The 26,075-nt window shown below is 38.2% G+C and carries 26 protein-coding genes and 1 other RNA gene; 1 reads left to right on the top strand and 26 read right to left on the bottom strand.

Annotation, left to right across the window (positions count from 1 at the left end):
- The 19 genes from Q7U95_RS07610 to Q7U95_RS07520 all read right to left on the bottom strand — a co-directional run.
- Positions 1 to 1,479 (bottom strand): ATPase, T2SS/T4P/T4SS family (locus Q7U95_RS07610; protein ID WP_308753334.1); only part of this gene is annotated, 1,479 nt, incomplete at its 3' end.
- Positions 1,480 to 1,491: 12 nt separating this feature from the next.
- Positions 1,492 to 2,361, bottom strand: coding sequence for a shikimate dehydrogenase (locus tag Q7U95_RS07605; RefSeq protein WP_308753332.1), 870 nt, complete (start codon positions 2,359 to 2,361; stop codon positions 1,492 to 1,494).
- Positions 2,355 to 2,873, bottom strand: a complete 519-nt coding sequence (locus Q7U95_RS07600; RefSeq protein WP_308753331.1) for a YqeG family HAD IIIA-type phosphatase — start codon at positions 2,871 to 2,873, stop codon at positions 2,355 to 2,357. The genes Q7U95_RS07605 and Q7U95_RS07600 overlap by 7 nt, the downstream gene beginning before the upstream one ends.
- 204 nt (positions 2,874 to 3,077) lie before the next feature.
- A complete protein-coding gene (locus Q7U95_RS07595; RefSeq protein ID WP_308753329.1) occupies positions 3,078 to 4,334 on the bottom strand; it encodes a U32 family peptidase in 1,257 nt (418 codons plus the stop codon).
- A complete protein-coding gene (mltG, locus tag Q7U95_RS07590) occupies positions 4,321 to 5,409 on the bottom strand; it encodes an endolytic transglycosylase MltG (protein WP_308753327.1) in 1,089 nt (362 codons plus the stop codon). The genes Q7U95_RS07595 and mltG overlap by 14 nt, the downstream gene beginning before the upstream one ends.
- 6 nt (positions 5,410 to 5,415) lie before the next feature.
- A complete protein-coding gene (ruvX, locus tag Q7U95_RS07585; RefSeq protein WP_308753325.1) occupies positions 5,416 to 5,835 on the bottom strand; it encodes a Holliday junction resolvase RuvX in 420 nt (139 codons plus the stop codon).
- A gap of 25 nt (positions 5,836 to 5,860) precedes the next feature.
- The gene (alaS, locus tag Q7U95_RS07580) at positions 5,861 to 8,509 is read right to left on the bottom strand and encodes an alanine--tRNA ligase (protein WP_308753323.1); all 2,649 of its coding nucleotides are present in this window, start codon (positions 8,507 to 8,509) and stop codon (positions 5,861 to 5,863) included.
- 38 nt (positions 8,510 to 8,547) lie between these two features.
- Positions 8,548 to 9,639 carry an AI-2E family transporter gene (locus tag Q7U95_RS07575; protein WP_308753321.1) on the bottom strand — a complete coding sequence of 364 codons (1,092 nt, stop codon included), beginning with the start codon at positions 9,637 to 9,639 and terminating at the stop codon, positions 8,548 to 8,550.
- 49 nt (positions 9,640 to 9,688) lie between these two features.
- Entirely contained in the window at positions 9,689 to 9,979 is a 291-nt protein-coding gene (locus tag Q7U95_RS07570) for a hypothetical protein (RefSeq protein WP_308753319.1), read from the bottom strand.
- Positions 9,980 to 9,982: 3 nt separating this feature from the next.
- On the bottom strand, positions 9,983 to 10,345 hold the full coding sequence (locus tag Q7U95_RS07565) for a DUF948 domain-containing protein (RefSeq protein WP_308753317.1): 363 nt from the start codon (positions 10,343 to 10,345) through the stop codon (positions 9,983 to 9,985).
- A gap of 51 nt (positions 10,346 to 10,396) precedes the next feature.
- Positions 10,397 to 11,440: a tRNA 2-thiouridine(34) synthase MnmA gene (mnmA, locus tag Q7U95_RS07560; protein WP_308753315.1), complete on the bottom strand. Its 1,044-nt coding sequence runs from the start codon at positions 11,438 to 11,440 to the stop codon at positions 10,397 to 10,399.
- 269 nt (positions 11,441 to 11,709) lie between these two features.
- Complete coding sequence (locus Q7U95_RS07555) at positions 11,710 to 13,026, bottom strand: replication-associated recombination protein A (protein WP_308753313.1); 1,317 nt, start codon at positions 13,024 to 13,026, stop codon at positions 11,710 to 11,712.
- A 57-nt stretch (positions 13,027 to 13,083) separates the two neighbouring features.
- A non-coding RNA gene (gene ssrS, locus Q7U95_RS07550) (6S RNA) lies at positions 13,084 to 13,265 on the bottom strand.
- Between the two features lie 65 nt (positions 13,266 to 13,330).
- Entirely contained in the window at positions 13,331 to 15,103 is a 1,773-nt protein-coding gene (gene aspS, locus Q7U95_RS07545; protein ID WP_308753312.1) for an aspartate--tRNA ligase, read from the bottom strand.
- Positions 15,096 to 16,379 (bottom strand): histidine--tRNA ligase, encoded by a 1,284-nt coding sequence (gene hisS / locus Q7U95_RS07540; RefSeq protein ID WP_308753311.1) that lies wholly within the window; start codon positions 16,377 to 16,379, stop codon positions 15,096 to 15,098. Before hisS ends, aspS begins: the two co-directional genes overlap by 8 nt.
- Positions 16,380 to 16,399: 20 nt before the next feature.
- Positions 16,400 to 17,023 carry an MBL fold metallo-hydrolase gene (locus tag Q7U95_RS07535; protein WP_308753310.1) on the bottom strand — a complete coding sequence of 208 codons (624 nt, stop codon included), beginning with the start codon at positions 17,021 to 17,023 and terminating at the stop codon, positions 16,400 to 16,402.
- 110 nt (positions 17,024 to 17,133) lie between these two features.
- A complete protein-coding gene (locus tag Q7U95_RS07530) occupies positions 17,134 to 19,287 on the bottom strand; it encodes a bifunctional (p)ppGpp synthetase/guanosine-3',5'-bis(diphosphate) 3'-pyrophosphohydrolase (RefSeq protein WP_308753308.1) in 2,154 nt (717 codons plus the stop codon).
- 977 nt (positions 19,288 to 20,264) lie between these two features.
- Complete coding sequence (locus Q7U95_RS07525; RefSeq protein ID WP_308753307.1) at positions 20,265 to 20,561, bottom strand: type II toxin-antitoxin system RelE/ParE family toxin; 297 nt, start codon at positions 20,559 to 20,561, stop codon at positions 20,265 to 20,267.
- Positions 20,558 to 20,839: a type II toxin-antitoxin system Phd/YefM family antitoxin gene (locus Q7U95_RS07520; RefSeq protein ID WP_308753306.1), complete on the bottom strand. Its 282-nt coding sequence runs from the start codon at positions 20,837 to 20,839 to the stop codon at positions 20,558 to 20,560. The genes Q7U95_RS07525 and Q7U95_RS07520 overlap by 4 nt, the downstream gene beginning before the upstream one ends.
- A gap of 192 nt (positions 20,840 to 21,031) precedes the next feature.
- Between Q7U95_RS07520 and Q7U95_RS07515 the strand changes: the two genes are divergently transcribed.
- Positions 21,032 to 21,199, top strand: a complete 168-nt coding sequence (locus Q7U95_RS07515) for a hypothetical protein (RefSeq protein ID WP_308753305.1) — start codon at positions 21,032 to 21,034, stop codon at positions 21,197 to 21,199.
- Between the two features lie 215 nt (positions 21,200 to 21,414).
- Here Q7U95_RS07515 and Q7U95_RS07510 read toward each other — a convergent pair whose 3' ends face one another.
- The 7 genes from Q7U95_RS07510 to Q7U95_RS07480 all read right to left on the bottom strand — a co-directional run bounded on the left by Q7U95_RS07510 (position 21,415) and on the right by Q7U95_RS07480 (position 25,937).
- On the bottom strand, positions 21,415 to 21,891 hold the full coding sequence (locus Q7U95_RS07510) for a hypothetical protein (protein WP_308753304.1): 477 nt from the start codon (positions 21,889 to 21,891) through the stop codon (positions 21,415 to 21,417).
- A gap of 136 nt (positions 21,892 to 22,027) precedes the next feature.
- On the bottom strand, positions 22,028 to 22,336 hold the full coding sequence (locus Q7U95_RS07505) for a hypothetical protein (RefSeq protein ID WP_308753302.1): 309 nt from the start codon (positions 22,334 to 22,336) through the stop codon (positions 22,028 to 22,030).
- A gap of 756 nt (positions 22,337 to 23,092) precedes the next feature.
- Positions 23,093 to 23,587 (bottom strand): hypothetical protein, encoded by a 495-nt coding sequence (locus Q7U95_RS07500; RefSeq protein ID WP_308753300.1) that lies wholly within the window; start codon positions 23,585 to 23,587, stop codon positions 23,093 to 23,095.
- 79 nt (positions 23,588 to 23,666) lie between these two features.
- A complete protein-coding gene (locus Q7U95_RS07495) occupies positions 23,667 to 23,957 on the bottom strand; it encodes a hypothetical protein (protein WP_308753298.1) in 291 nt (96 codons plus the stop codon).
- 33 nt (positions 23,958 to 23,990) lie between these two features.
- Positions 23,991 to 24,170, bottom strand: a complete 180-nt coding sequence (locus Q7U95_RS07490) for a hypothetical protein (protein WP_308753296.1) — start codon at positions 24,168 to 24,170, stop codon at positions 23,991 to 23,993.
- A gap of 107 nt (positions 24,171 to 24,277) precedes the next feature.
- Positions 24,278 to 25,156, bottom strand: coding sequence for a nucleotidyl transferase AbiEii/AbiGii toxin family protein (locus Q7U95_RS07485; protein WP_308753293.1), 879 nt, complete (start codon positions 25,154 to 25,156; stop codon positions 24,278 to 24,280).
- Positions 25,143 to 25,937, bottom strand: a complete 795-nt coding sequence (locus tag Q7U95_RS07480) for a type IV toxin-antitoxin system AbiEi family antitoxin (protein ID WP_308753290.1) — start codon at positions 25,935 to 25,937, stop codon at positions 25,143 to 25,145. Before Q7U95_RS07480 ends, Q7U95_RS07485 begins: the two co-directional genes overlap by 14 nt.
- Positions 25,938 to 26,075: the final 138 nt, after the last annotated feature.

The following is a 26,075-nucleotide window of genomic DNA, read 5'->3' as shown; positions in this document are numbered from 1 at the left end:
GCCAATTCTTCCTTTGTAACCGGTATTATTACATTTATTACAACCTTTTGCTCGATAAAAGGTTATATCTTCCTCGAGCGAAATCCCAAATTCTTTTCTTATTTCCGGAGACGGTTTATACGCTTCTTTGCATTTAGGACAGAGCTTTCTTACAAGTCTTTGAGCTAAAACACAATCAACAGCAGAAGCAGTTAAAAAAGGCTCTATTCCCATTTCCGTAAGTCTTGTAATCGCGGAGGGAGCATCGTTTGTGTGAAGTGTGGAAAGCACAAGATGACCGGTTAAAGCAGATTCAACCGCAATTAGAGCCGTTTCTTTATCTCTTATCTCGCCGACCATGATGATGTCAGGGTCATTTCGTAAAATAGACCTTAGGCCGCTAGCAAAAGTAAGCCCCGCTTTTGGGTTTATCTGTATTTGGCTAAGACCTTCCAATCTATACTCAACCGGATCCTCAACGGTAATTATGTTCTTTTCAACAGAGTTTAAAATATTTAGCGTTGCGTAAAGGGTTGTAGATTTACCGCTTCCGGTTGGGCCTGTTACTAAAATCGCGCCATACGGCTTCGTAAATGAGGAGCTGAACCGTTTAAGAATTTCAGGTGAAAACCCAAGGTCGCTGAGTTCCAATACAGTACTTTCCCTTCTCAGCAAACGCAAAACAATTTTTTCACCGTAGACTGTTGGCAAACACGCAACTCTAAAATCAACAGGATTTTGTTGCACAGATAAACTAAATCTACCATCCTGAGGCTTTCTATGCTCAGCAATATCCATGTTTGCCATAATTTTTAATCTTGAAAGCACAGCGCCCTGAAATCGCTTAGGAAACCGCATGATTTCATGAAGAACCCCGTCGATTCTAAACCTTATTCTAAAATCATCTTCTTCGGGCTCAATATGAATATCGCTTGCTCGTTCATTAACAGACTGAATAATAACTGATTGAACAAGCTTAATAATTGGAGCATCTTGGACATCGCCTTCTTTGATGCCCACCTCTTCTTCGACGACAACACTCTCAACATACTCCTCCACAACCTTATCTATCTTGCAATATCGCTTTATAGCAGATAGAAGATCTGATTCAGCAACTACTACCGGTTTTATTTCACGACCTGTTACAATTCTAAGATCATCTATGGCAAATACATTAGTAGGATCAGACATGGCGACAATTAACTTATCGTCTTCAAATCCAATCGGCAACACCATATAGCGGCGAGCCATCTCTTCGGATGTCGTTGAGCAAGCGTTTTGGTCAATTTGAAAATTTGTTATATCGAGGGATGAAAGCTGCATTTGTTTAGCAAGGGCATGAGCAATATCAATCTCAGAGACAAAACCACAATCTACTAAGGCAGCATTTAATGATTTACCTTCATGGCAAGATTTTATCGCTTCTTTAAGCTGCCCTTCAGTAATTAAACCCGCTTCTATTAATATTTTCCCTAAACCCCTGGCTGTGTTTTTATGCATAAATTTTCACCTTTAATTTTTCTTTAACTCCAAAGCATCCTCCAAAGCTTTGCGCATCACTTCAATTGGAGGATCTATATGTGTCCATATCTTAAAAGCAGCCGCCCCTTGATATAAAAGCATATTTAAACCATTCAGTGTCTTAGCACCCTTCTCTTTTGCAGCACGAATAAGTGGAGTTTCTAATGGTTCATAAATTAAGTCGCACACAAAATGTTCGCGGGATATTAACTCAACGGGAAAAGGATATTCTTCTTTAACCATGCCCACAGGAGTAGCGTTAACAATAAGATCTATTGATGAAAAACAATTCTCTAAATTAGATTGAAAATTAAAAATTTCAACTTCGCAAGCAAAATTACTTATGATTTTAGAACGAATTGCTTCGGCTTTATCTAAGGTGCGATTTAATATTTTCAATTTTTTGATTCCCGACAAAGCCAAACTTACCGCAACAGCACGTGAGGCCCCACCCGCTCCAATAATCAAAACGTTTTTATTTTTTGGGTTAAAACCACCATCTTGACTCAACGCAGTTAAAAAACCGCGCCCATCCGTATTATATCCGACCAACCTGCCATTATCCACTATGTGAATGGTATTAACAGCACCAATAACTTGAGCATAAGATGAAATTTCATCCAAACAAGGTAGAACCTTCTCTTTATACGGCATCGTTATATTAACCCCGACGAAATTTTTGATAACACGAATGCCTTCTTTTGCCTTATCAAAAAACTTTTCCTCCACCGGTATGGGAATGTAGCACCAATTTAAATCCAAATAATTAAAAGCAGCATTATGAAAAATAGGTGAAAGGGTATGCTCCAAAGGATAACCCATAATGCCAACAAGTTTTGTTTTTCCGTTAATCTTTAGCATTCCCGGCTCCCTTTATATCCCTTTAAAATTAAACGCTCCAATTTCCTTAAAATCTTCGTATAAAATAAATCGCTTTTACTTAAAGGAACAACAAGTATTGTCAGGAGATTCATTCGATTTCCTCCAAACACGTCTGTAAATATTTGGTCCCCAATAACAGCTGTTTGCTCCCTGTTTGTTTTTAAAATCTTCATTCCCCGCTCAAAAGCTTTGCGTCTGGGCTTAACAGCCCTTGCCACAACAGGCACTCCTAAGCTTTTTCCAATTTTACCGGTTCTCGCCTTCCAATTATTTGAAATAATACAAACCTTAAAGCCCTTTTTCGATAATTCTGAAAACCATTCTATTAAATTTTTCGAAACTTCTCTCTCTTTTCTCGGTACTATTGTATTATCGAGATCAATTAATAAACCTTTAATGTTCCTCTTTTGAAGCCATTTAAAGTCTATATTAAAAATTGACTCATAATACTCATCCGGATAAAATTTTTTCAAAAAACTTTTTTTTGACAAATTAAACGCCCCTCTAAAACCCTGCTTCTTGGCTACTTGGTTTCTATGTCACTATGTCTTTATCTTGAGATTGCTTCGCCCCAATAAAACACCAGGACTCGCAATGACAAAGAAAAATTTCTTTTTGCTTTTCTCCTCACTTTTTCTCTACTCATATTTTGTTTTGCTGGAGGCTGGCGACTGGTAGCTGATCTTTTATTTTTATTATCCCGTCAATTGTTTTCTCAAAATTGAATCCTTCACTATCTCTATTTTAACAGGAATATCAACAACATAATTAGCATGCGCTTCGTCTATTTTCTCTCCATTTTTGGAATTAAACATTGAGGAAAGTCTAAAACTAAAAACTTTTCCCGGACTAAGAACCTCAATCTCATCTCCAACCGAAATACGATTCTTAACAGCTACCTTAATAATCCCATCTTTGCTTTCATTCTTCTTTACAACCCCTACAAAATCATGAGTCCGCTTATAACTTGCCGAATCAATCACTTCGGTTTTTTCCTTTTTAGCTGAATTGTCAAAAAATCCCGTCGTATAATGTCGATGGCTTACTTTTTCAAGTTCATCAATCCACTCTTCCCGAAAGGTGAACTCCTCCGGGCACCTAAAATATTCATCTATTATTTCCTTGTAAACATTTGTAACAGTGGCTATGTAATGAATACTTTTCATTCTGCCCTCTATCTTAAAACTATCTACCCCCGCCGAAATTAATTTGGGAACATGCTTTGCCAGGCATAAATCCTTTGAGTTAAAAAAATATGTTCCCCGTTCATCTTCATAAACAGGATGATATTCTCCCGGTCTTTTCTCTTCCATTAAAAAATATTTCCACCGGCAACTGTGCGCGCAATCCCCCTTGTTAGCATCTCTATCCGCTAAATATTTACTCATAAGACAACGCCCGGAATAAGAAATACACATAGCGCCGTGCGCAAACACTTCTATTCCTATATCGACACTTTTGGTAATCTCTTTAATATCAAAAAACGAAAGCTCCCTAGCCAAAGTAATTCTTCCGGCTCCCATCTTCTTCCAAAATTCCGCGCTGGCAACATTTAATACGTTTGCCTGAGTGCTTATATGAATTGGGATATCAGGAATTACTTTTTTAGCTATTGAGAATATACCGTTATCGGCCACAATAATCGCGTCTACACCAACATTAGCTAAGTTTAATAGATAGTCTTCTAATCCACATAAGTCCTCATCATGAGCAAAAATATTAACGGTTACATAAACTTTAGCCCTGTTATTATGAGCAAAATCGACTCCCTCTTTTATTTCTGAGATATCAAAATTCTCCGCTCCCATGCGCAGACTATACTTTTTACCCCCAATGTAAACAGCATCGGCTCCATAGGTAATTGCAAATCGAAGTTTTTCAAGGTTCCCCGCCGGAGCAAGGAGTTCGGGGCGCTTAATATTCTTATTGTCCGTCAATTTATTCACTGCCATTTTTGGCTTCTTTTTTTGCTTTTAAAAACTCATCATATGAACTTGTAAAAGTATGATGCCCATCAGAACCAGTCAATACATAGTACAAATAGTCCACCAAAGCAGGATTAAGAGCGGCCTCAATCGAAGTAGAGCCCGGACTACAAATAGGCCCGGGAGGAAGGCCTGTGTGAAGATACGTATTGTAAGGAGAATCAATCTTTAAGTCTTCTTCAAAAAGACTTGTCTTCCGTTGTGGCAATATATACTGAACAGTAGCGCAAATTTGTAAAGCTATATTTTTTTCAAGACGATTATATATTACCGCCGACACTAACTCCCTTTCCTCCGGAATTTTTACCTCTTTTTCAATTAAAGAAGCTATTGTTATAATTTCGTGTGTAGATAATCCTTTTTCATCAGCTGGACTAAAGTCAAATTTGCTTATCTCTTGATTAAACTGAGAAAGCATAATTTTAAGAACATCTTTGGCGGTTGCATCCTCTGAAAAACTGTATGTTTTAGGAAACAAATAACCCTCTAAAGACTTTACCGGAACTTCTTTAAGAAAATCATAATTTGCCACTTCAAGCCCCTCACCATTTAAAGCTAACTCTTTAAACTCTTCAGAATCAATTGTCGTGTTTTTGCCCAGTCTTTCAGCAATTTGTTCTAAGGTAAACCCTTCAGGAATACTCACTTTATAAAATTTTTTAGGCGTGTTTGGACCTTTATTAAGAATTCCAATAACTTCTGAATATGACATACCCTCTCTTAAATTATATTTTCCGGATTTAAATCGACTACCCAGCCCGCTAAATTTAGCATATAAATCAAAGTAAAAAGCACTTGAAACAACCTTTTTTTGAACCAAGATTTTGCCAATCTCATTAATTCCGGAGCCAGCGGGAATTTCAACCAAAACGGGCTGTTCCGATAAAGACGCGCTGCTGGATAAGAACGGGTGAAAATTCTTTAAACTAACATATCCCCCGAACCCAACTAGCAACGCGGCTAATAAAATTACAATCAGGAAAAATCTCTTTCTCCCTTTATTTTTTCTCTTAAGATACCTTTCATCTATTCGGCTTATCAAATTACTTCACCTATTCTCCCGCGAACTATCCAAATAACTTTGTAAAATAAGAACCGCCGAAACTTTGTCAATAACTTTTTTTCTTTCAGCACGCCGCATGTTGGCTAATATAAGGGTTTTTTTCGCAATATAAGTTGTAAATCTCTCGTCACATTCTATAACCGGAATCTGTAATTCACTTTGAAGTTTTTCGATATAATCCAGCGTTAATTTTCCTTGAGGGCCAATTTCGCCACTTAAACTATACGGAACACCAACAACCACTTTATCAACATCATAATCTTCAATATATTTTTTTATAATTTTAATCTCATCTTCAAAAGTACTTCGCAAAACTGTAGTTAAGGGCTGGGCTATCACACAAAGGGCATCTGAAACAGCAACTCCAATGCGCTTTGAACCAATATCTAAACCAATTATTCTCATAAATCAAAAACCCTCATCTCAAAGTTTATTTATCAGAAATGTTTGCGTCACTTTTCTCTCGTATGTATTCTAAAGCTTTTTTAAGAGCGAGTTCCATTTTTTCAGGATTCTTTCCTCCGGCTTGTGCCATTTCGGGTCGGCCACCGCCGCCTCCGCCGATTATAGGCGCAACTTCCTTAAGAATATTCCCGGCATTAAATCCAAGTTTAACCAGCTTGGGAGAAACAGCAGAAATTAGCACTGCCTTACCTTCTGAAGATACGCCCAATACAATAACCCCTTCTCCAAGCTTATTCTTTAATATGTCAACAAAAGACCTTAAGTCATCCATATCATTTAGGCTTACTTCTTCAACGATAGCCTTGAAATCACCAATTTGGTGAGCCGATGAAATTAAATCATTAGTTTCATATTTAGCTATTTTAATTTGCAAATCTTTAATCTTTTTTTCGTTGTTTTTAACCAAATCCAATAGACTTTTCAATTTTTTAGCAATATCAAAACTTCCGACTTTAAGCAAATTAGAAACTTCTTTCAATTGTTCTTCTTCTTTATTCACATAGTTTAATGCATTGTAAGAAGTCAATGCTTCAATCCGGCGTGTATTGGCCGCAATGCTTCCCTCGCTAATAATTTTAAAAAGCCCTATATCGCCGGTTCTATCAACATGGGTCCCCCCACATAGCTCCTTACTAAAATCACCCACCTCTATAACGCGAACAAATTTGCCGTATTTTTCTCCAAACAAAGCAACGGCTCCCTGTTCACGGGCAAATTCAAGTGAAGTTATATAAACTCTTACCGGTTGGTTTTCTAAGATTTTTTCGTTTACTAATTTTTCAATTTTTTTAAGAACACCGGGATTAATGGACTCAAAATGTGCAAAATCAAATCTCAGTCTGTCACCACTAACAAAAGAACCGGCTTGTTTTATGTGATTTCCTAAAACTTTTTTAAGAGACCGTTGAAGAATATGCGTAGCAGTATGATTTTTAGATATAGCTGCTCGCCTTTCAGTATCAATATTTGCCTTAGCTTTTTGCGAAACCTCTATAAATCCCTCCTCAACCGCCCCTCTGTGAACATACATGTTGGGAATTGGCATAAAGACATCCACAATTTTAACTTTGCCGGTTGGTGTTTCAATTAAACCGGTATCTCCAATTTGACCACCTCTTTCAGCATAAAAAGGTGTTTGGTCAAGGGTCATCTCAATTTTATCGCCTTTTTGGGCACGAGGCGCAAATACATTTCCTTTAATAACGGATTGCACCACTGCCTCGGCAGAATCTTTTTGATAGCCAACAAACTTATTTTCACCAAATTTATCAAAAATTTCGGTATAAATTTCTTTCGCAGTTTCAAATGATGCTTGCCCGCGCGCAGACCTTGCTTTCTTTTTCTGTTCTTCCATTAGTTTTTCAAAACCTTTATCGTCTATTTTAAAACCATTTTCCTCTGCAATTTCGCGGGTTAATTCAAGCGGAAAACCATAGGTATCGTAAAGTTGAAAGACTAAATCCCCTTTAAGAGATAAACTTCCTTTTTTCTTTTCCTTTTCAATAATTGAATCTAAAATGTTTAAACCTTGTTTTAAAGTGGTTGAAAAATTTTCTTCCTCGCTGGCCAAAATATGGTATGTATAATCACTATTTTCTTCAAGTTCTCTATATGTATCTTTCATTACATCCACCACAATGGCAGCAATATCTTTTAAAAACCCTCTCTCAATTCCAATTAATCGTCCATGACGAACAGCTCTTCTAATAAGACGACGGAGAACATACCCCCTGCCCTCATTTGAAGGCAAAACTCCATCACTTACAAGAAAAACCATCGCCCGCGCGTGATCAGCAATTACTTTAAGGGAAATATCGATTTTGTCATCTTTCCCGTAAGCAACTCCGGCAATTTCAGCAACTTTATCAATAATTGGTTTTATAAGATCGGTTTCAAAATTATTCGGCACTTTTTGAAGAATTGACGCAGCTCTCTCTAACCCAAGACCGGTATCAACATTTTTCTTGGGCAAAGGGTTAAGAACACCTTTTTCATCTCTGTGGTATTGCATAAAAACCAAATTCCAAACTTCAAGAAATCTATCGCAATCACATCCAATAAAACAATCTGGTTTCCCACAACTTCTTTCTTTACCGAGGTCATACAATATTTCCGAGCACGGTCCACATGGACCCGTAGCCCCAGCCGACCAAAAGTTATCTTCCTCACCCATTCTGACAATCCGCTCTTTGGGAATCCCAACATCCTTGTGCCAAATATCAAAGGACTCATCGTCATCTTTAAAAATAGTTATCCAAAGTTTTGAGCTATCAAAACCTAACTCTTTCGTTAAAAACTCCCAAGCCCAAGGAATTATTTCTTTTTTGTAATAATCTCCAAAAGAAAAATTGCCCAGCATTTCAAAGAAGGTTAAATGTCTTGCAGTATGCCCAACTTTTTCAATATCAGTTGTTCGAGCACATTTCTGAACAGTAATAGCACGAGGATATGTTGGTTTAATGTCCCCTTGAAAAATTGATTTAAACTGAACCATTCCGGCCGTCGTCAATAAAAGGGTAGGATCATCAGGGACTAGTGAAGAACTCGGCAAAACAACATGCCCTTTTTTTTTAAAAAAAGTAAGAAATTTATTTCTAATTTCAGAACTTTTCATCTACGTTAATTACTCCAAAATAATTTATTGCGTTACTTTTACAATTCCGCGTCTTTAGATTCATATTTCTCAAAATAGTAATAGAATATCCCTTTTCCGACAGCAGCAACCGGTATTGCTAAAAGCACACCGGGTATACCAAAAAGGGTTCCACCAACAAGCATTGCAAATACTATAACCAAAGGATGTAAATTTACTTGTTTTCTCATAAGATTGGGAGCTATAAACAAGGACTCTATTTGTTGGACCGCCACCATTGCAATCGCCACCCACAAAGCCAAAGTTGGTGATTCAAATAAAGCCACGATGACCGCAAGCGCTCCCGCCAAAATTGGACCAAGATAGGGAAAAATATCAAATACCCCAATTGCGACTCCCAGCGCAAAAGCATAATCTACCCCTAACAAAAGCAGAATAAGCCAACTTAATGTTCCGGTAGCTAACATTACTAAAAGCTGCCCTTTTAAAAACCCTCTTAAAATAACATCTATCTTCCGAATAATTAATTTTGCTTCATTTCTATAATTTGCAGGTACTAAGTTATTAAATGTTTCCTTTATCTGTTTTAAATCTTTTAACGTATGAAATGAAAAAACAAGCGCAAAAAGTGGGGCAATAATAGCGTATATCGCAACCGAAAAAACATTGAATGTGTAAGTTGGCAAGCGAGAAGCCATTTTAATTGCCACATCTGTAAACTGTGTTATTGAATTTTCAATAAAATCAATTGCCGGAGAGGATAGAGGCAAGGTCTTAAGTTGGCTTTGGTAATTTTTAATAATATTTTGAATACTTATAAAATAAAGGGGCAGGTGGTCAACCAAACTTTTAATTTGAGCAATAATTAAAGGAATGAAAAAAGTTAAAGCCAGCGAAATTAAAACCAATAAAATGAGATATGTTAAAACAACTGAAAAAATTCTTGAAATTCCTTTTTTCTCAAGATACTCAACAACCGGAGCAAGAATATAGACAATCGCAAAAATACCTAAAAAAAGGAATAAAACTGTTTTAATTTTAAACAATAAAAAAAAGAAGCCCAAAATAAGTAAAATTAATCCGATAATCGACCAGGTAACAATGCCCAATTTTTTCCACTTATCAATAACGCCTTTATTTTCTTTGCTCAATTGTTCTCCTTAAAAATAATATAGAAAATAAATTTATGGGATAAAAACATTATACTATATAATCAGGGGGTTCTTCTTCCGCAAAAGATTCTTGTTCTTCCATGGATTGAAGTTTTTTTCCCAGCTCTTCTTCTTTTTTTAGCGCGGCTTCTTTCCCTTCTTTTATAGCATCCAGCAACCGCGCCCAACATTTTTGCGCGTACGGCTCCGCGACCTCAACCGCTTCAGATATTTTTTCCTTGCAAATTTCTCTTGTTGTAGGACTAAGAAATAAAACAAAACTAAGCCCCGTAAATATCCCTAAACTAAATTTTAAAATTGAACCTCTATTTCTTCCCATAAGCTATACATCTTCTCTCTTAATTAAGGTGTTAATGACTTTTTTTGCTCCCGCGGATACACCGGCTAATTTTATCAACGGTGAAGAAACGGCTTCTTGTAATATCTTAACAACTAAGTTAAATCTACCACTAATATCCTTAACAGACCCGGTTATCTCATCAATCCTCGATAAACCATCATTTACTTTATTAACCGTAACTTGTAAATCAGACACAATTGGCATAACCTCTCGTTGTACGTCTTCAACTAATTTATTTATATTATTTAACGTTTTTGAAAAACGAGCGAGAAGTATAACCAGCCCGATAGAAATCCCGATAATCGCTATCGATAAAACTAAATATAAAAAATTTAACCAGTTCATTTTGCCTCCAATATAATTTAAGAAAAGTTTATCATATAGCAAAATCAAATTCTACCTTACAAAATCAATTATTGCGCCACCCAAAACCTTGTCTCTCTGATAAAAAACAACAGATTGGCCGGGAGTAATTGCTCTCTGTTTTTGAGCAAACTTAACAATAACTTTGTCTTCACTTAAAGGTAAAATTGTAGCTGATGAAGGCATCATATTATATCTAATCTGAGCTTCAACAGCCATTTCTTTATCTAAAACATTAAAGGGAATAAAGTTTAAATTCGAAGCAACTAAGCTTGATTTATACAAGTCTTTTTCTTCACCAACAATTACAATATTTTTTTCTTTATTTAAATTTAAAACATATAAGGGCTCTTTATGGGATATACCCAGCCCTTTTCTTTGACCAATTGTGTAGAAGGGCAACCCCTGGTGCCTTCCTAAAACCTTGCCGGTTTTGTCAACAATATCACCGGGAGAAATAAAATCTTTAAGTCTTCCTTGTAAAAAACTTCTATAATCATCATTGGGAATAAAGCAAATTTCCTGGCTTTCAGCTTCAAGTTCAAAAAGTCCTCGTTCTTCAGCAATCTTGGAAACCTCGCTTTTAAGTAAACCACCTAAGGGCGTTTTTAAATGACTTAACTGAGTTTGGTCAAGAGACCAGAGCAAATAAGATTGATCCTTTTTCTTATCTTTCCCTTTGTAAAGTAAAAAGCGTCCGGTTTTTGAATCATATGAAACTTTCGCGTAGTGCCCCGTAGCAAGATAAGCTGCTCCTTCTGAAATTGCCCAATTGAGCAAAATGCCCATTTTTATCTGTTTGTTACAAACAATACAGGGATTAGGAGTTACCCCGTTCAGATACTCATTACAAAACGGAGTAATTACTTTATCTTTAAAAACCGATGTATAATCAACCACATAAAGAGGTATGTTTAAATAATCACAGGTGTTTTGAGTTTTTTTAAGATGTTTTGACTCTGAGGATAATATCATAGTAACGCCAAAAACATCATATCCTTCGTCAATCAATAGTGAAGCCGCGACCGCGCTATCTTTACCACCGCTCATGGCAACAGCTACTCTCTCTTTCTTCAAAAAATCACCCCTTTTGAGTCGGGAGTCTATTAGTTAGGAGTTGGTAGTTTGTTGGCCAAATTGCTAGTTTGTTTTCCGCTCTCTATTCTTGTTTTCTGCTTTTTCAACTTTCCAATTTTCAATTTGACGAAGTCGTTACGCTCTCTGCTCTATCAGTCGGTAGTCTCTTAGTGGGGAGTCGGGAGTTTCTTAGCCAGATTGCTGGTTTTACCATACTCTAAGCTCTAAAGCTTTCCTGAAGGCTGAAAGCTGACAGCTGGGGACTGGCCTTACTCCTTCTTTCTTTTTTCCAATGCCTCGCGTATCTTTTTTTCCTGCCCCGAATTAGATGGTTGATAGTACTTCTCATTCTTCAACTCTTTTGGTAAATAATCCTGCTCTACATAATTTCCGGAAAAATTATGAGGATATTTGTAACCATCTCCATGACCCAGTTTTTTGGCTCCCGGATAGTGACTATCTCTTAAATGCTTTGGAACCAAGTAAGTCATTTTATCTTTCACATCGCCAAGCGCATTATCTATTCCGGTTATAACAGAATTGCTTTTGGGGGACAGCGAGAGATAAAGAGCAGCATGAGCTAAATTTAAACGTGCCTCCGGTAATCCAACAAACTCAACCGCCCTGGAAGCCGCAACCGCTATTTCAAGCGCTCTTGAGTTAGCTAGCCCTATATCTTCTGAGGCAGCAATAATCATCCTTCTCGCAATAAACTTAGGGTCCTCCCCCGCATATATCATTTTTGCCAACCAATAAAGTGCCGCGTCGGGATCAGAGCCCCTTATGCTCTTTATAAATGCAGAAATCGTATCATAATGAGCATCGCCTTTTTTTCCGTAAACTATCTTTCGTCTTTGAGAAACATCTTCAATAACATCTTTGGTAATTTTCCTTGTTTTTGTTTCATTAGGTGAAGTTGTCATTACAGCTGCTTCTAATATATTAAGAGCTGTGCGCGCGTCTCCATTGGCAATATTTGCTATCTGTCTTAACTCTTTCTTAGAAATCTCAACCTTTATATCCCCTAAACCTCTTTTATCTCTCAAAGCTTTGGTAAGAATTTCGACCAAATTATCTTCAGATAAAGATTCAAACTGAAACAACCAGGAGCGAGAAACAAGCGGCGGGTTTACTTCAAAATAAGGATTCTCGGTTGTAGCCCCCACCAAGATAATTAGCCCATCTTCAACAGCATGCAGCAACGCGTCTTGTTGAGATTTGTTGAACCTGTGAATTTCGTCTATAAAAAGAATTGTCTTTTTATTTTCCATTGCAAGTCTGTCTTCGGCTTGTGCTAAAACTTTTCTTATCTCCGCGACATTAGATGTCACAGCGCTGATTTGAACAAAGAAAGACTTAGTTATACTGGCAACTATCTGGGCTAAGGTGGTCTTACCTGTCCCGGGAGGCCCCCATAGGATAAGTGAATAAAGTTTATCTTCAGAAATAGCTCTCCTTAAAGCTTTGCCCTCTCCTATAATCTTATCTTGGCCAACAAACTCTTTAAGAGTTCGTGGCCTGACACGGCTAGCCAAAGGGGCTAAATCAGATAATTTAGACTGGATTTCATGTTCAAACAGATTCATATTTTTAAACTTTGCTTTAAAAATGTAGATAGTCCTTTGATAAAATCTCTTAATAACAAAGGTTCCGCTTTGCCGTGATATGACTACTATTTGAACCCGGACGCTCAAATAGGTGGGTGCCCTGCTATCAGATTCGCAAGTCCTTAAAATTAAGGCATTTGCTCCACTTTTAGACCCGGACTCCCAATGTTAAAGTGTTGGAACAACTAATTGTCAAACCACAAACATTGCAGAACCTTTATCTAATAATATAGCATAAATAACAAAATATAAGTATCAGTAAAACAGAGCTTAAAGACACTTCTTATTTTAGTTTAATGCCTAATTCTTTCAACTGTTTGCTTGAAACCTTATCAGGGGCCCCTGTCAAAGGACAAGTTGCCGTCTGTGTTTTCGGAAAAGCAATAACATCACGAATAGTATCCCTTCCCGCTAAAATCATAACCAATCTATCGAGCCCAAAAGCAATTCCTCCATGGGGAGGCGCGCCGTACTGAAGTGCTTCAACAAGAAATCCAAACTTGCTATTTATTTCTTCATCAGATAATCCCAATAAACGGAATATCTTATTTTGTAAATCTTGGTCATGTATTCTTATGCTCCCCCCGCCAATCTCAACCCCGTTTAAGACCAAATCATAAGCATTGGTCTTAACCGCCAAAGGGTCCTTGTCTAAAAGAGAAAGAGATTCTTTTTTCGGAGAGGTAAATGGATGATGTTGGGCTTTATACCTCTTTTCTTCTTCGTCATATTCAAACATAGGAAAATCTAATACCCATAAAAATTTATGCACGGTCTTGTCTATAAGGCCAAGCTCTTTAGCAAGATGTAACCTCAACTGGCCAAGCGCCTCACGCGCAACCTCTTTTTTGTCAGCCACAAAAAGAAGCAAATCTCCGGGCTTCGCATTAAAAACATCAATTATGGATTCAATTTTCTCGTTGCTCAAGAACTTCGCAATCGGTGATTTAACCTTCTTCCCCTCAATTACCTGCATCCAAGCTAAACCTTTCGCGCCGTAAATGGAGACAAATTTTGTCAATTCGTCAAGTTTGCCTCGAGAGAAATGACCGCAATCACTTGCGTTAATCCCTTTCACAACCCCACCGGCATTTATTATGTTCTCAAAAACTTTAAATCCACATTCTGACGCAAGGTTAGATATATCAACTAATTCAATATTAAATCGAATGTCCGGCTTATCGCTTCCGTAATGCTCCATTGCTTCGTCATATGTTATCCTCTGAAAAGGAATCTTTAAATTCAAGCCAAGCGAATTAAAAATCGACTTCATCATTTCTTCTACAAGCGAAATGATATCGTTCTCCTCCACAAAAGACATTTCCATGTCTATTTGAGTATGCTCAGGTTGCCGATCTGCCCTTAAATCCTCGTCTCTAAAACATCGGGCAATCTGGTAATACCGCTCAATTCCGGCCACCATAAGTATCTGCTTAAACAACTGAGGCGACTGCGGAAGAGCGTAAAAATGTCCGGGTTGAACCCTACTGGGGACCAAATAATCCCTTGCCCCTTCAGGAGTACTTTTGGTTAAATAAGGCGTTTCAACTTCAATAAAGTTGTAATCATTAAGAAAGTTTCTAACCGTGCTTACAACTTTGTGCCTTAATTTTAAATTCTCCAACATCGGTCTTCGCCTAATATCAAGATACCGATATTTAAGTTTGATATTTTCATCCACATTTAAGTCGTCAACAATTTCAAAAGGAGGCGTTTTAGCCGGGTTAAGAACCGATATACTGCTGACGATAACTTCAATTTTTCCGGTTGGAAGATTAGGATTTATCGTCCCTTCCGGCCGCAGAGAAACCTCTCCCTCTATTTCCAATACAAACTCATCTCTAACCTGCTCGGCAATTTTAAATGCTTCACCACGTTCCGGATTAATTACGGCTTGAACGACTCCGCTTCTATCCCTGAGATCAATAAATATTAATCCACCGTGATCTCTCCGCCGATTTACCCAACCGGATAGTTTCACTTTGCTGCCAACATCATCAACAGCAAGCAGCCCGCAACCATGAGAACGTTGCGAGTATTTTATTGATTTATCCATCAAAATCTACCTTTCTTAACTTAAATTTATCCTTTGCCCACCGGGTTATTTCGGAAATTTTCAATTCCGACTGCTCGCCCAGATTCATGTCTCGAATTAAACACAGGCCTTTGTTGAGTTCGTCGGGCCCTAAAATTATTACATTAGATGCCTTTAATTTATTGGCCAACTTCATTTGCCCTTTCAAACTCCTCTCGCCATAATCCATATCAGCCGAGATGCCCATTTCCCGAATAGCGTTAAGGATTTTAAAACCTTCATCTCTTGCGCCATCAATGGCCGCGATAAAAACATCAATATTAGATTTTATGGGAAGGTTTATATTTAATTCTTCAATTGCCATAATAACCCGCTCGGTTCCAATCGCCCAACCTATTGCGGGTGTTGACGGCCCTCCAAATTCCTCCACTAAACTGTCGTATCTTCCGCCGCCTCCCAAAGCATTTTGAGCCCCCAAATACGGGGTTCGAATCTCAAAAGTAGTTTTGGTGTAATAATCAAATCCTCGCACCAAAGCAGGATTTAAGATATAAGAAATACCGACATTATCTAAGATAGATTTGACCGATTCAAAGTGATTTCCGCAATCTTCACACCAAAAACCGGATATTAAAGGAGCACCCTTTAAGGCCGCCTGGCATCCCTTAACTTTGCAATCAAAAACCCGTAAAGGATTTAGTTCAGCTCTTCTTTTACAATCTTCACACAAGTGTTCAATTTTATCGGCAAGATACTTTTTTAAAGCTTTACTGAAAGATTTTCCGCACTCGGAACAACCCATACTATTTAAATTTAATTCCAACTCTTTTAAACCCAATTTTTCTAGAAAGCGAACCAAAAGCAAGATGACTTCCGCATCGACAAAAGCATCTTTAGAGCCAAGCACCTCGACCCCCAATTGCCAAAATTCACGATATCTGCCCGCCTGCGGACGCTCATATCTAAACATCTGGCCGCAATAATAAAGTTTTACGGGAAGAGGTTTGGAGGCAAGCCCGTTTTCAAGATAAGCCCTGACAACAGGGGCTGTTCCTTCAGGACGAAGCGTTAAACTACGCCCACCTTTATCTTTGAAGGTATACATCTCTTTTTGAACTATATCGGTGCCTTCGCCTATCCCCCGCTGAAAAAGTTCAGTGTGTTCAAAAGTAGGAGTAACTATTGGATAATAACCAAATTGTTTAAATAACTGTATCGCCATTTTTTCAATATATTGTTTTTTAGCAGCTTTTTCGAAAATAACATCCGAAGTACCGCGAGGTATCTTAAATTTCAAAAACTATCCTCCAATCTTTATTATCGTAAATCTTTTAAAAAGGGGTTAACTGCCTTCTCTTGCCCCAATGTAGTTTCTTCACCATGCCCCGGTAAAACCCTCGTTTCGTCGGGGAAATTTAAAACACGTTTCAATGAATTAGTTAAAACTTTAAAAGACCCGCCGGACAAATCCGTTCTCCCGACAGAACCCGCAAAAAGCAAATCCCCCGTAAAAAGAAGGCCCGAAACCCATATTGAAATACTTCCTGGAGTATGGCCCGGCGTATTCAAAATAGTTAAACTTAAATTATCTATCAAGATTGTTTGTCCATCAAATAGCTCTTCCGTCTTTAAATCAAGTGAGAAGTTTATTCCCATAAGAAATGATAGATTTTTTGACGGCTGCTTTAATAATATTTCATCTTCTTTGTGAATACAAATTGGCGCTTTAGTTGCCTCTGCAACTTCTTTGCAGGCACCAATGTGATCACAATGCCCGTGAGTAAGAATTATTTTTTTAATAACAAGTTTGTTTTCGTTTATAAGATTTAAAATATCTTCTGCGTCTCCACCGGGGTCAATGACCACGGCTTCCTTGTTATCAGAAGCAAGTATATAACAATTTACCCCAAGCGGCCCAACTATTAGTTTATGTAAAATCAACTGCTCCCCCTCTGTTAGTCGGTGGTTTGTTAGTCGATAGTGGGGAGTTTGTTGGCCAGATTGCTAGTTTTACTATACTCCATACTTTACTAACTTTCCCCCTTAGCAACTTAAACTCGATACGCGTCAAAAACACTATCAATCTTTTTAACATTTGCCAATATATTTTCAAGATGAGCCACGCTGCTTATGTCAAAAATAAATCGAAAGATTGCCGTATTATCTTTACCCATTAAAACAGTAGCAGAGCGAATATTTACTCCCATATCGCTTATAGTTGAACTTACATCCCTTAACAACTTGGTTCTATCTATTGCCTCAACTTGAATTTCAGCTTGAAATGTTTCCTTGCCACCTAAATTCCACTCAACTTTAATTAACCTATCAGGATATTTTTTCTTTAGGTTTTTAACATTTGAACAGTCTTTGCGGTGAACTGTAATACCTCTTCCTATTGTAATAAAACCAATTATATCGTCCATTGGAACAGGGTCGCAACACCTCGCTAAACGGATTAAAGCATCCTCAACCCCTTCGATCCTTACTCCAACAGCCGTTGGCCTTGTTTGCTTCTTGGGATAAGATAGAGGCAGTTCAAGCTCTTTTCCCTCTTCTTCCCCTGCCTTCACAGCATGAATTATTTTAGTAACCACTTGTTTCGGAGAAATATTTCCCGTTCCTATATTGGTGTAAAGAGATTCAGTATCGGAAATTTTTAAATCTTTAAGAACCGACTTAATTACATCGACTGAGATGTCGCTTAAACTATAGCCCTTCCGGCGAAGCTCTTTCTGTAAAATTTCACGGCCAACGTGTTCCGTTCCTTCACGGCTCTCTTTGCTAAACCATTGTCTTATCTTTGTTCTCGCGCTAGAAGTTTTTACAACACTTAACCAATCCCTGCTTGGGCCAGAAGAAGTTTTTGAAGTTAAAATTTCAACTATATCCCCGTTTTGGAGCTCATATTCAAGTGGAACAATCTTACCGCCGGCTTTTGCTCCAACACATGAATGACCGACATCCGTATGAATGTTATAGGCAAAATCCAATGGGGTAGAACCCTTGGGAAGACTTATAACATCGCCTTTCGGGGTAAAAACAAAAACTTCCGTTTCGAACAAATCAATTTTTAGTGTCTCTAAAAAATCCTTGGAATCTTTGGTCTCACTCTCCCACTCCAACATTTGACGAAGCCATGAAAGCCTTTCCTCTCCCTTATCCATAATGGTTCCTTCTTTGTAATGCCAATGGGCGGCAACCCCATATTCAGCGGTGCTGTGCATATCATGCGTCCTTATCTGTAACTCTAAAGGACGACCCATTGGACCAATAACAGTGGTGTGCAGGGAACGGTACATATTAAATTTAGGCATCGCAATATAATCCTTAAATGCTCCCGGAATAGGTTTCCAGAGTGAGTGGATAACTCCCAAAACTGCGTAGCAATCTTTAATTGAATCAACCAATATTCGAAGCCCGGACAAATCATAAATTTCATTGAACTCTTTGCCCCGGCGAATCATCTTTTCATAGATGCTGTAATAGTGTTTAATTCTTCCGAGTATCTCGTTTTTGATTTTTACTTTTTTTAACTCGACAGAGAGAATTTCCGATGCCTTTTTAAGATAGACCTCCCTCTTTCTTCTCGTTTCAGACACCATTTTTGCAATCTCGGCATACTTTTTGGGTTCCAACGTTTTAAAAGAGAGATCTTCCAGCTCCCATTTAATTTTGAAAATTCCCAGACGATGAGCAAGGGGAGCATAAATATCAAGTGTTTCTCTTGCTTTCTGCTTCTGTTTTTCCGGGTTCAAATGCTGAATTGTTCTCATATTATCTAATCTATCCGCAAGTTTAATGAAGATAACACGGATATCTTTGGACATCGCGAGCATCATTTTACGCAAATTCTCGGCTTGTTTCTCTTCTTCACTTTTAAACTCAATTTGGCTAAGTTTCGTAAGGCCATCGATTAGTTCGGTTGCCTCTTTGCCAAAATCCTTTTGAATATCATCTAAAGAAATGGCTGTATCTTCAACGACATCATGAAGAAGAGCGACCGCGATGCTTGTCGAATCCAATTCAAGTTTAGCCAAAATATTGGCCACTCCCAGGGGATGAAAGATATAGTGCTCACCCGATTTACGATACTGATCAAGGTGGGCTTTTTTGGCAACCGTATAGGCCCGTTTAACTAAAATTAAATCGGCTTCCGGTTCATATATTCTGATTTTTTCGATTAATGCTTTTATCCTTTTTTCCATCGTTTTTTAATTTTAACAAATTTTCGCTGGTTAGAATAGAAAAGAATAAGCCCTTTGAGGAAACAACTGAAGAAATGTGGCAATCTTATGTGGTCATTGCGAGGCGAAGCAGTGGCAATCTCGGCTCTACAGGACAACGTGAGAAAATATGAACAAAAATTTTAAGAGATTAAGTCAACGGAAGTTTAAAGGGGACAATCGGCTTCGTTCCACCGATGAAGTATTGATGGATGGGTTTTGATAAAACTAACGCTTCGCTTCACCCGCCGGGCGGGCATAACGAAACCCTTTAAGAAAATGATATACTTTGATAAACGAAAATGTTTAAAAAAGCACCGACTTAGCCCGGTCGGCTGTGGAAGCGATTGTTATGTTTTTGACGTTTATTCGTAGTTGTTTTTCTTCATTGAACACATTAGGACATCAAGCCCTGACAGTCTCATCTGTCTCAAAACTCATTTGATTAAAGTGTTAAGCCTTACCCTTTTTGGCTTTTTTCTCCTTGCGCTTTTCTTTCAACGTTTTTTCTGTTTTTTTCTTAACTGATTTTTGAGTACTTTTTCCTTTAGCCATGGATTCTCACTTTGTTTCGGTTAGTTAATTTGGTTAGTTAAATATACTTGTTGATTGTACTTCCATCATACTTGGACTGCAAGTAATAATTAGACAGAGTTGTAAGGATTACATAACTTATTAATATACAGAATTCCACAATCTACAGTTAAAATTCAAGCCAAAATAGAGTTTCCCTCTAAAAATTCTCTAAAATTATAGATAAAATGCTTTAAAATCTACAAATGTCGTCCGGAGGACGATTATCCTTTGGATAATTCCATAAAATACGCGTTACTTCGTAATATACAGCATTCTATATAAACATAAACTTGTATACTAAAAAAGTAAACCGCCGCCGACCACAGGACGAGTGGCTTTCTTGCCCGCCAGCAGGCTTTTCCCATCGGTTGTCCATGCGCTTGTTATGCCTTAATTTCATTTATTGGCAATATTTGTCTACCATGTCGAATCGTGATAATGGATATTTGTTTGGTTTCGATACGATAAATGATGCGGTAATTGCCGTAAATTAGTTCTCTAAATTGACTATCATTAATTTCAGGGACAATCCGGCCGATTTCAGGAGACGATTTTAACTGCTCAACTTTAGAAAATACTATATCAATCCATTTTTCTGCCGCTGATGGTTTGTCTTGGGCAATATAATCGACTATTTCCGACGCTCTATCGACAGCAAGAGGAGCCCAGATTATTCTCATTTTGTGATTCGCTTTAATAGTTTCTCTTTTGCATCTTTATGGCTAATTCCCGCTCCTTTTTCCAGTTGATTGAGAGAGGTTTGAATATCTGATAGAAGCTCGATTTTCTCTTGCATGGCTTCAAATTCATTTGCGCCTAAAAGGACCGCGACGCCTTTCCCGTGCTGTGTAATTATCACCGGTCTTTTAGTATCGTGAACTTGCTTTATGAAGTTTGCCATGCCATTCCTGACTTCTGACAGGGACCTGATATCTTGATCAATTTTTAGTTTTTGCATATTGCACCTCATTGAGTATGTATTTTGTACATTATATCGCACACATTATGGTACATGCAAATCCCGTAGCAATTTTGCGGAGCATAGCAATCTGTCAAAGTCATTGCGAACGACTGGAAGAAGCGCGGCAATCTCAAGGGATTACTTCGTCACTTCATTGGCAACGACAGAACAAACCAGGTATTCCTTGCAATGGCATCTTTACCGTCACTACCTGCCCCCGATGCGGGCGGCGAGCCCGAAGGACGTGGCAATCCGTCAAAGTCATTGCGAGGCGAAGCCGTGGCAATCTCGGCTCTGCAGGATAACGTGAGAGAATACGAACAAAAATTCGGGAAAATTAAAGTGGCAGAAGTTTAAAGGGATCAATCAATGCTTCGTCCCACCGATGAAGCATTGATTGATGGGTTTTGATGAAACTAATGCTTAAGCTCGCTGTTATTCGGCGCGCATCAGCGCGTCCGGGGAACAGTGAGCGGTTTCCAGCTTGCAGCCACGTTATTCGGACGCACAAACGCTACAAGCTCAGCCGCGCCGTACTCAGCGTCGGCTGAAGCGAATTGTTATATGTTTATTTATAAATTTTGACATACAGACACCATGTGATTATTAACTTCCACGAAATCATCAAAAATAGATTTTATTATTTCTGGATTATTCTCTATATTTTTGCCGTTATATTTTGGTTCAGTTTTTTTGAAATGCAATAGGTCATTTCTTATATTGTTAATTTTGTAAGCCTTTTTAATTATTTTATTATCGAATTTATTACTTTTCTCAATTATGCTAATTTTTTTAGTTATATTTAATGGTATGAGGATTTCATCTTCAAATAGATCCCATAATTCTTGGTTGTAGCGTTGCTTTAGAAATAATATAAGAATGCCAATTTGCAATATTTTTTCAAGGTTAATGTAAATTTGAGCAACGATTGCTTTTGTACTTGATAGTTTATTATCTTTTTCAAAAAGGAAATCCTCATAAGCGTTTATTTGCAACATTTGTATATTTTCTTCCAAAGGTTGTTCTATGGATTTTTTATTTTCATTCATTTTATTTCCTTATAATATAACGATAGAAATAAGTGGCTGCGACTCGAAGCCACAGAATTTGGAGAATCTAAAAACTTTAACGAAGCCTTTAACCGGCTATTAAACACCGTGGTAAGCAGTCCACTTAATTGATTGGTTATACGGATTCGTTTTTATCATTTTTTTCTGTATCCACTTCTTTGACTCCCCTACGGTATATGTTTGCAATTTCTTCATACCGTTTCACCGCAGAACCAGCACTGAATAATACAAGCCCAAATATTAATGGGATAACGGTAAACTTGTGAGTTTCTGCTCCTGTCGTTGGATTGTATGTTGACAAAGTATTAAAGAAAAAACCAAAGATCAAGAAAGGCCATCTAAACCAAGCCAATAGGAGTAAAAATGGTCTTCCAATGAAAGTCGCAAGGATTCCAATTGCATTATGAATTAATGCTCTAATCATTTGTTTTGTCCTCATACGTGTGTTTCTATTCATTCACAAACGTATAACTTGTTAATATACTGAATTCTATAATATCCAATTAAATTTTAGAGCGCAAGCTTTGCGCAGCTTTAGCTCGGTGTCAGACACGCTTTGGGGTCAGCTTTGGAGCTTTAGTGGATTATAGTGACCTTAGTTCTGTGTCAGCTCGGTGTCAGTTCGGTGTCTGACACCGAGCAAGTTTGTGAAGAGCAGAAACTAAAATATTTTTGCAAATTGCAATTGATGCCTACTAAAAATGGAGAAGAACTATGTTTTTCAAATGATATATAGTAAAAAGCTACCTGAAAATAAAAGCCCCTGATAATTGCCAGTAATAAATAAATCTGTCCCCTTTTTTGTGAACGGTGGGCGCACCATCTGTAAGCCGGTTTTAGGCGGTCACGCCTTTTGAAGCCAAAATGAATGGCCCAGTATCAGGGACCTGTTGAGACACACGCGAGCCGTCCTTGATCAACCAAGCCTTCCACGGATGAGTACTGGTTCTCGCCCAAATGATAATATCTGGCGCATCGTTTCTCGCGCACAGTTCGGCAACAACTGCGTCGGTGACAGCCATTCGATTAGCGAGAGCTATGTCGTCCGATTCAAGAATGAGGACCGAGATTCGACCACTCGCCTTTTCTTGCCAGAGCTTCGGACACTTCCGATCGAGAGCTTCGCGGATGCGATCGCGCCTCAAAGCATAAAGGTCGCCGGGAGTACACTGAAAGATGATTAGCTCACTACCGTCACTAGCGTCCCGATGCAGCGTAACGTCGAACGGCACACTAGGCGGCCTAGCGGTAAGGTCACAGTTGCCATCAAGTCCCGTGTCCTCCTAGCGTCCAGTGTATCGCCGTATGCTACGATCCATGTGGACAAGGCGTTGCGGATTTCTACGTGCCGAGCGACCGGTGCTGTCGCCGCTCCAACATCCACAATGAGGAAGAAAACTCCGGGCAAGCGTCCCGCAAGATCAGTTTCAAGAGGTTCCAGGAGCCAGGCGAACTGCTTGCCGTGGAAGATTTGGTTCGCGAAACTCTCGATTCGAGTGTGCTCAAGCGCGAACCGTGCTGTCGGCGTCTCGAAATGCAATTCGACGGCTGGGCGCATGCGAACGACGGTATCAACCAACTTGACCTTCTTTATCGATTCACCGCGCCACCCACCTATGAGGCCGACCACAGCTTCGCAGAGAATCTGTTCGTTCTTTGGTTCTTTGCCTACCATGTTCCCGTTAATTGAATCTCCTCTAACGTAGAAATCAGCGGCGGCGTTTCTGCCGTCCGCTGGATTGATTGGTTAGCCTTCAAAATAATCCTTTAATAAGTCCTGAAATAATTGAGAAAAGCAGGGATGTAAAGCTTGCTGTCATAAATTCAACAAAATAAAATGCTTGCACATGAGACATTCCCCATTTGGCTTTTCTATCAATCATTTCTCCTTGTTTTATGAATGCATCTCGTGTATCTCGTCGAGCAATTGAAGTGTAAATGCAAAAAACAATGCCCCACGCAAATGGAACAATTAACCGCGCAAGCCATGTGTCATTTGCAACACCAATCAATATGCCCGCTATTACATTGGGGAAAGGAATCATAATATTCCCTCCTTCTTAAATATGATTTTCACGCTAACTTATTAATATACCGAGTTCCATAATAACAATTAAATTTCGAGACAAAGCAAGTTTCCCCTTCAACAATTCCCCAAAATTGTGTGATTTCAAAAGAATGTTAATTGAAAGATTTATCGAAACCTCTTCAATCTGTTCGGTTGCAGTGCTTCCTATTAACTTATCGTCTATTATCACAGTCTCTTACTTGAATCTACCGCAATGCACAGTTGCTTGTAACAACTTCTCTCTCGACCTATCATCTTTTGGCTAGTTTTTAATGCCGGCCGATTTACTGCTAACCATTATTTTACGCTTTCCATTGCCTTGTTAGTTCGCTTTAAAGCTTTATCAAGATCAAAATTCTGGCGTTCGCTTTCTGTTAAGACCTCAAACAGCTCTTGTTTAATTCGCGAGCGCATATCTTTAATTTCCTCATCCGATCGCCCAAGATTAACCCTGTATTTTGATAAATCCGTATCTCCACCGCCTTCCTCAATCTTCTTTTTAAAAAGTTCCATTACCTCTTTGCTTGCCAAATTAAATCCATTGCGCAGAATGAAATCGAGATCATAGAAGTCACGAGGTGCGATTCTTAATCTAAGGGCTGCGGCGCGCAGTTTCTCGCTAACAATTTCATTAAGTGATAAACAATTCACCTTTCCGCCATCAAATAGCGGCTCCCTAGTAAATGAGTGTGAGAATTTATGCTGAACAGGATGCATTTCTGTTCTAATAATTGGATTAAAACGAAGTCCGATCTCAAATTTTATTGTTTGCTCTGATGGCGTTGTTACCGGATCATAGACAAAATAATAAATATACTGTTTGGACTCATTACGTCCCGCTTTTTCTGCTCCATCCACGCGCATGCCAAACTGCTTTGCGAATCTTTTAATGTTATCTTTTACCGGCTGTATACATTTGCGTCTATTGCTACGTGTAGTTGTATGTTCAGGCAAACGCATACTAAAATCCAAATCCTCGCTTAAACGATAATAAGAATAGTAAATTTTATTAAGGCATGTTCCGCCTTTAAAAATAAGATTTTCTGAGAGCTCATTTATTCGTGAAAGAATAAGCGTAAGATAATAATCCTTCTCCATAAGAGGCGCATAAAAACCCGTCAGTGAAGCAATCTGGTCTATTAATTTAAAAAATTTGTCTTTATCATTGTGGATCATTGATAATGACTCTCCATTTTTCATTTTTTGTTCCTTTGCGAGAATTTGAAAACGAAATCAGCGATGTATCCTTTACGCTTTTTTCAAGAGGCTTTAATACTGAATCGGAAACCTGCGCTTTCTCAAGAATAAGGCCTATTCGCTTTCTTGTTTTGATGTTAGAGAATTGCACGGTATACTCAACCAGCTTTTTAATATCACATTTTTTTTCTTTTACAAAACGCTCAAGTATTTCCGAGGCAGCCTCAATACCACCTACTGGTTTATTAAAATAGATGAGGTCAACCAGAGTTCTCTCCTTTGAGCTGACAATAACTTTTCTCCCCTTTATGTCTATCTTTTCTAATCCATACATCCTCTTAGAAGGAATTTTCGTAAATTTAAAAGATAACCCGGCTATTGTCCTTTCCCTGGAAATTCTTGTATTGAGCACATACACTGTCTGAAATTGCTGATCGGTAAAGTTATAGTAATTAAACATCGTTGAATAGCCTATATAGTAGTCATTTTGAGGAAAGAAAACCGGTGGAATAAGAAATTCACTAACGCGACGTCCGGTTGGTACAGCATCCAAGGGCACAAATATATAAATTCCTCCTTTTATCGGAATTAATATTCGTTTTCTCTTGAGACTATAGACTAATTTACGTCGATATTGAAAATCAGCCGGTAAATAAGAATCAAGCTCTTTGGCTGTTACAATATCTTTTTCTTCGTATGACAAACGCGCAACTATTTCAGCCTCTTTCTGACTTAAAGCACTTATTGTATTTCTGTTCATTGAATGTACCTCCAAGTGGAACATTTGAGCAACAATTATACATATCTAAAATACCACATTCTTTCACAACTGTAACCTACCCATTGGTATTGAATTTAAAAAAATTTTAGAGCAAAGATATATTGTGAAATTAAAAAG

The organism is Candidatus Oleimmundimicrobium sp. (assembly GCF_030651595.1).
In the GTDB taxonomy this organism is placed as follows: domain Bacteria; phylum Actinomycetota; class Aquicultoria; order UBA3085; family Oleimmundimicrobiaceae; genus JAUSCH01.
Note: the sequence above shows the minus strand (reverse complement) of the source record. Positions and strands in the feature narration are given on the sequence as shown.

What these genes read in the sequence shown, in the direction of transcription:
- Q7U95_RS07570 (WP_308753319.1), bottom strand. Translation starts at nt 9,979, where the DNA reads ATGGGAAGAAATAGAGGTTCAATTTTAAAATTTAGTTTAGGGATATTT.
- Q7U95_RS07605 (WP_308753332.1), bottom strand. Translation starts at nt 2,361, where the DNA reads ATGCTAAAGATTAACGGAAAAACAAAACTTGTTGGCATTATGGGTTAT.
- alaS (WP_308753323.1), bottom strand. Translation starts at nt 8,509, where the DNA reads ATGAAAAGTTCTGAAATTAGAAATAAATTTCTTACTTTTTTTAAAAAA.
- Q7U95_RS07525 (WP_308753307.1), bottom strand. Translation starts at nt 20,561, where the DNA reads ATGAGAATAATCTGGGCTCCTCTTGCTGTCGATAGAGCGTCGGAAATA.
- Q7U95_RS07595 (WP_308753329.1), bottom strand. Translation starts at nt 4,334, where the DNA reads ATGGCAGTGAATAAATTGACGGACAATAAGAATATTAAGCGCCCCGAA.
- Q7U95_RS07510 (WP_308753304.1), bottom strand. Translation starts at nt 21,891, where the DNA reads ATGAATGAAAATAAAAAATCCATAGAACAACCTTTGGAAGAAAATATA.
- Q7U95_RS07565 (WP_308753317.1), bottom strand. Translation starts at nt 10,345, where the DNA reads ATGAACTGGTTAAATTTTTTATATTTAGTTTTATCGATAGCGATTATC.
- Q7U95_RS07530 (WP_308753308.1), bottom strand. Translation starts at nt 19,287, where the DNA reads ATGGAAAAAAGGATAAAAGCATTAATCGAAAAAATCAGAATATATGAA.
- Q7U95_RS07480 (WP_308753290.1), bottom strand. Translation starts at nt 25,937, where the DNA reads ATGAACAGAAATACAATAAGTGCTTTAAGTCAGAAAGAGGCTGAAATA.
- Q7U95_RS07515 (WP_308753305.1), top strand. Translation starts at nt 21,032, where the DNA reads ATGGCATCTTTACCGTCACTACCTGCCCCCGATGCGGGCGGCGAGCCC.
- Q7U95_RS07555 (WP_308753313.1), bottom strand. Translation starts at nt 13,026, where the DNA reads ATGAATCTGTTTGAACATGAAATCCAGTCTAAATTATCTGATTTAGCC.
- Q7U95_RS07495 (WP_308753298.1), bottom strand. Translation starts at nt 23,957, where the DNA reads ATGATTCCTTTCCCCAATGTAATAGCGGGCATATTGATTGGTGTTGCA.
- Q7U95_RS07485 (WP_308753293.1), bottom strand. Translation starts at nt 25,156, where the DNA reads ATGATCCACAATGATAAAGACAAATTTTTTAAATTAATAGACCAGATT.
- Q7U95_RS07520 (WP_308753306.1), bottom strand. Translation starts at nt 20,839, where the DNA reads ATGCAAAAACTAAAAATTGATCAAGATATCAGGTCCCTGTCAGAAGTC.
- aspS (WP_308753312.1), bottom strand. Translation starts at nt 15,103, where the DNA reads ATGGATAAATCAATAAAATACTCGCAACGTTCTCATGGTTGCGGGCTG.
- ruvX (WP_308753325.1), bottom strand. Translation starts at nt 5,835, where the DNA reads ATGAGAATAATTGGTTTAGATATTGGTTCAAAGCGCATTGGAGTTGCT.
- Q7U95_RS07505 (WP_308753302.1), bottom strand. Translation starts at nt 22,336, where the DNA reads ATGATTAGAGCATTAATTCATAATGCAATTGGAATCCTTGCGACTTTC.
- Q7U95_RS07500 (WP_308753300.1), bottom strand. Translation starts at nt 23,587, where the DNA reads ATGGTAGGCAAAGAACCAAAGAACGAACAGATTCTCTGCGAAGCTGTG.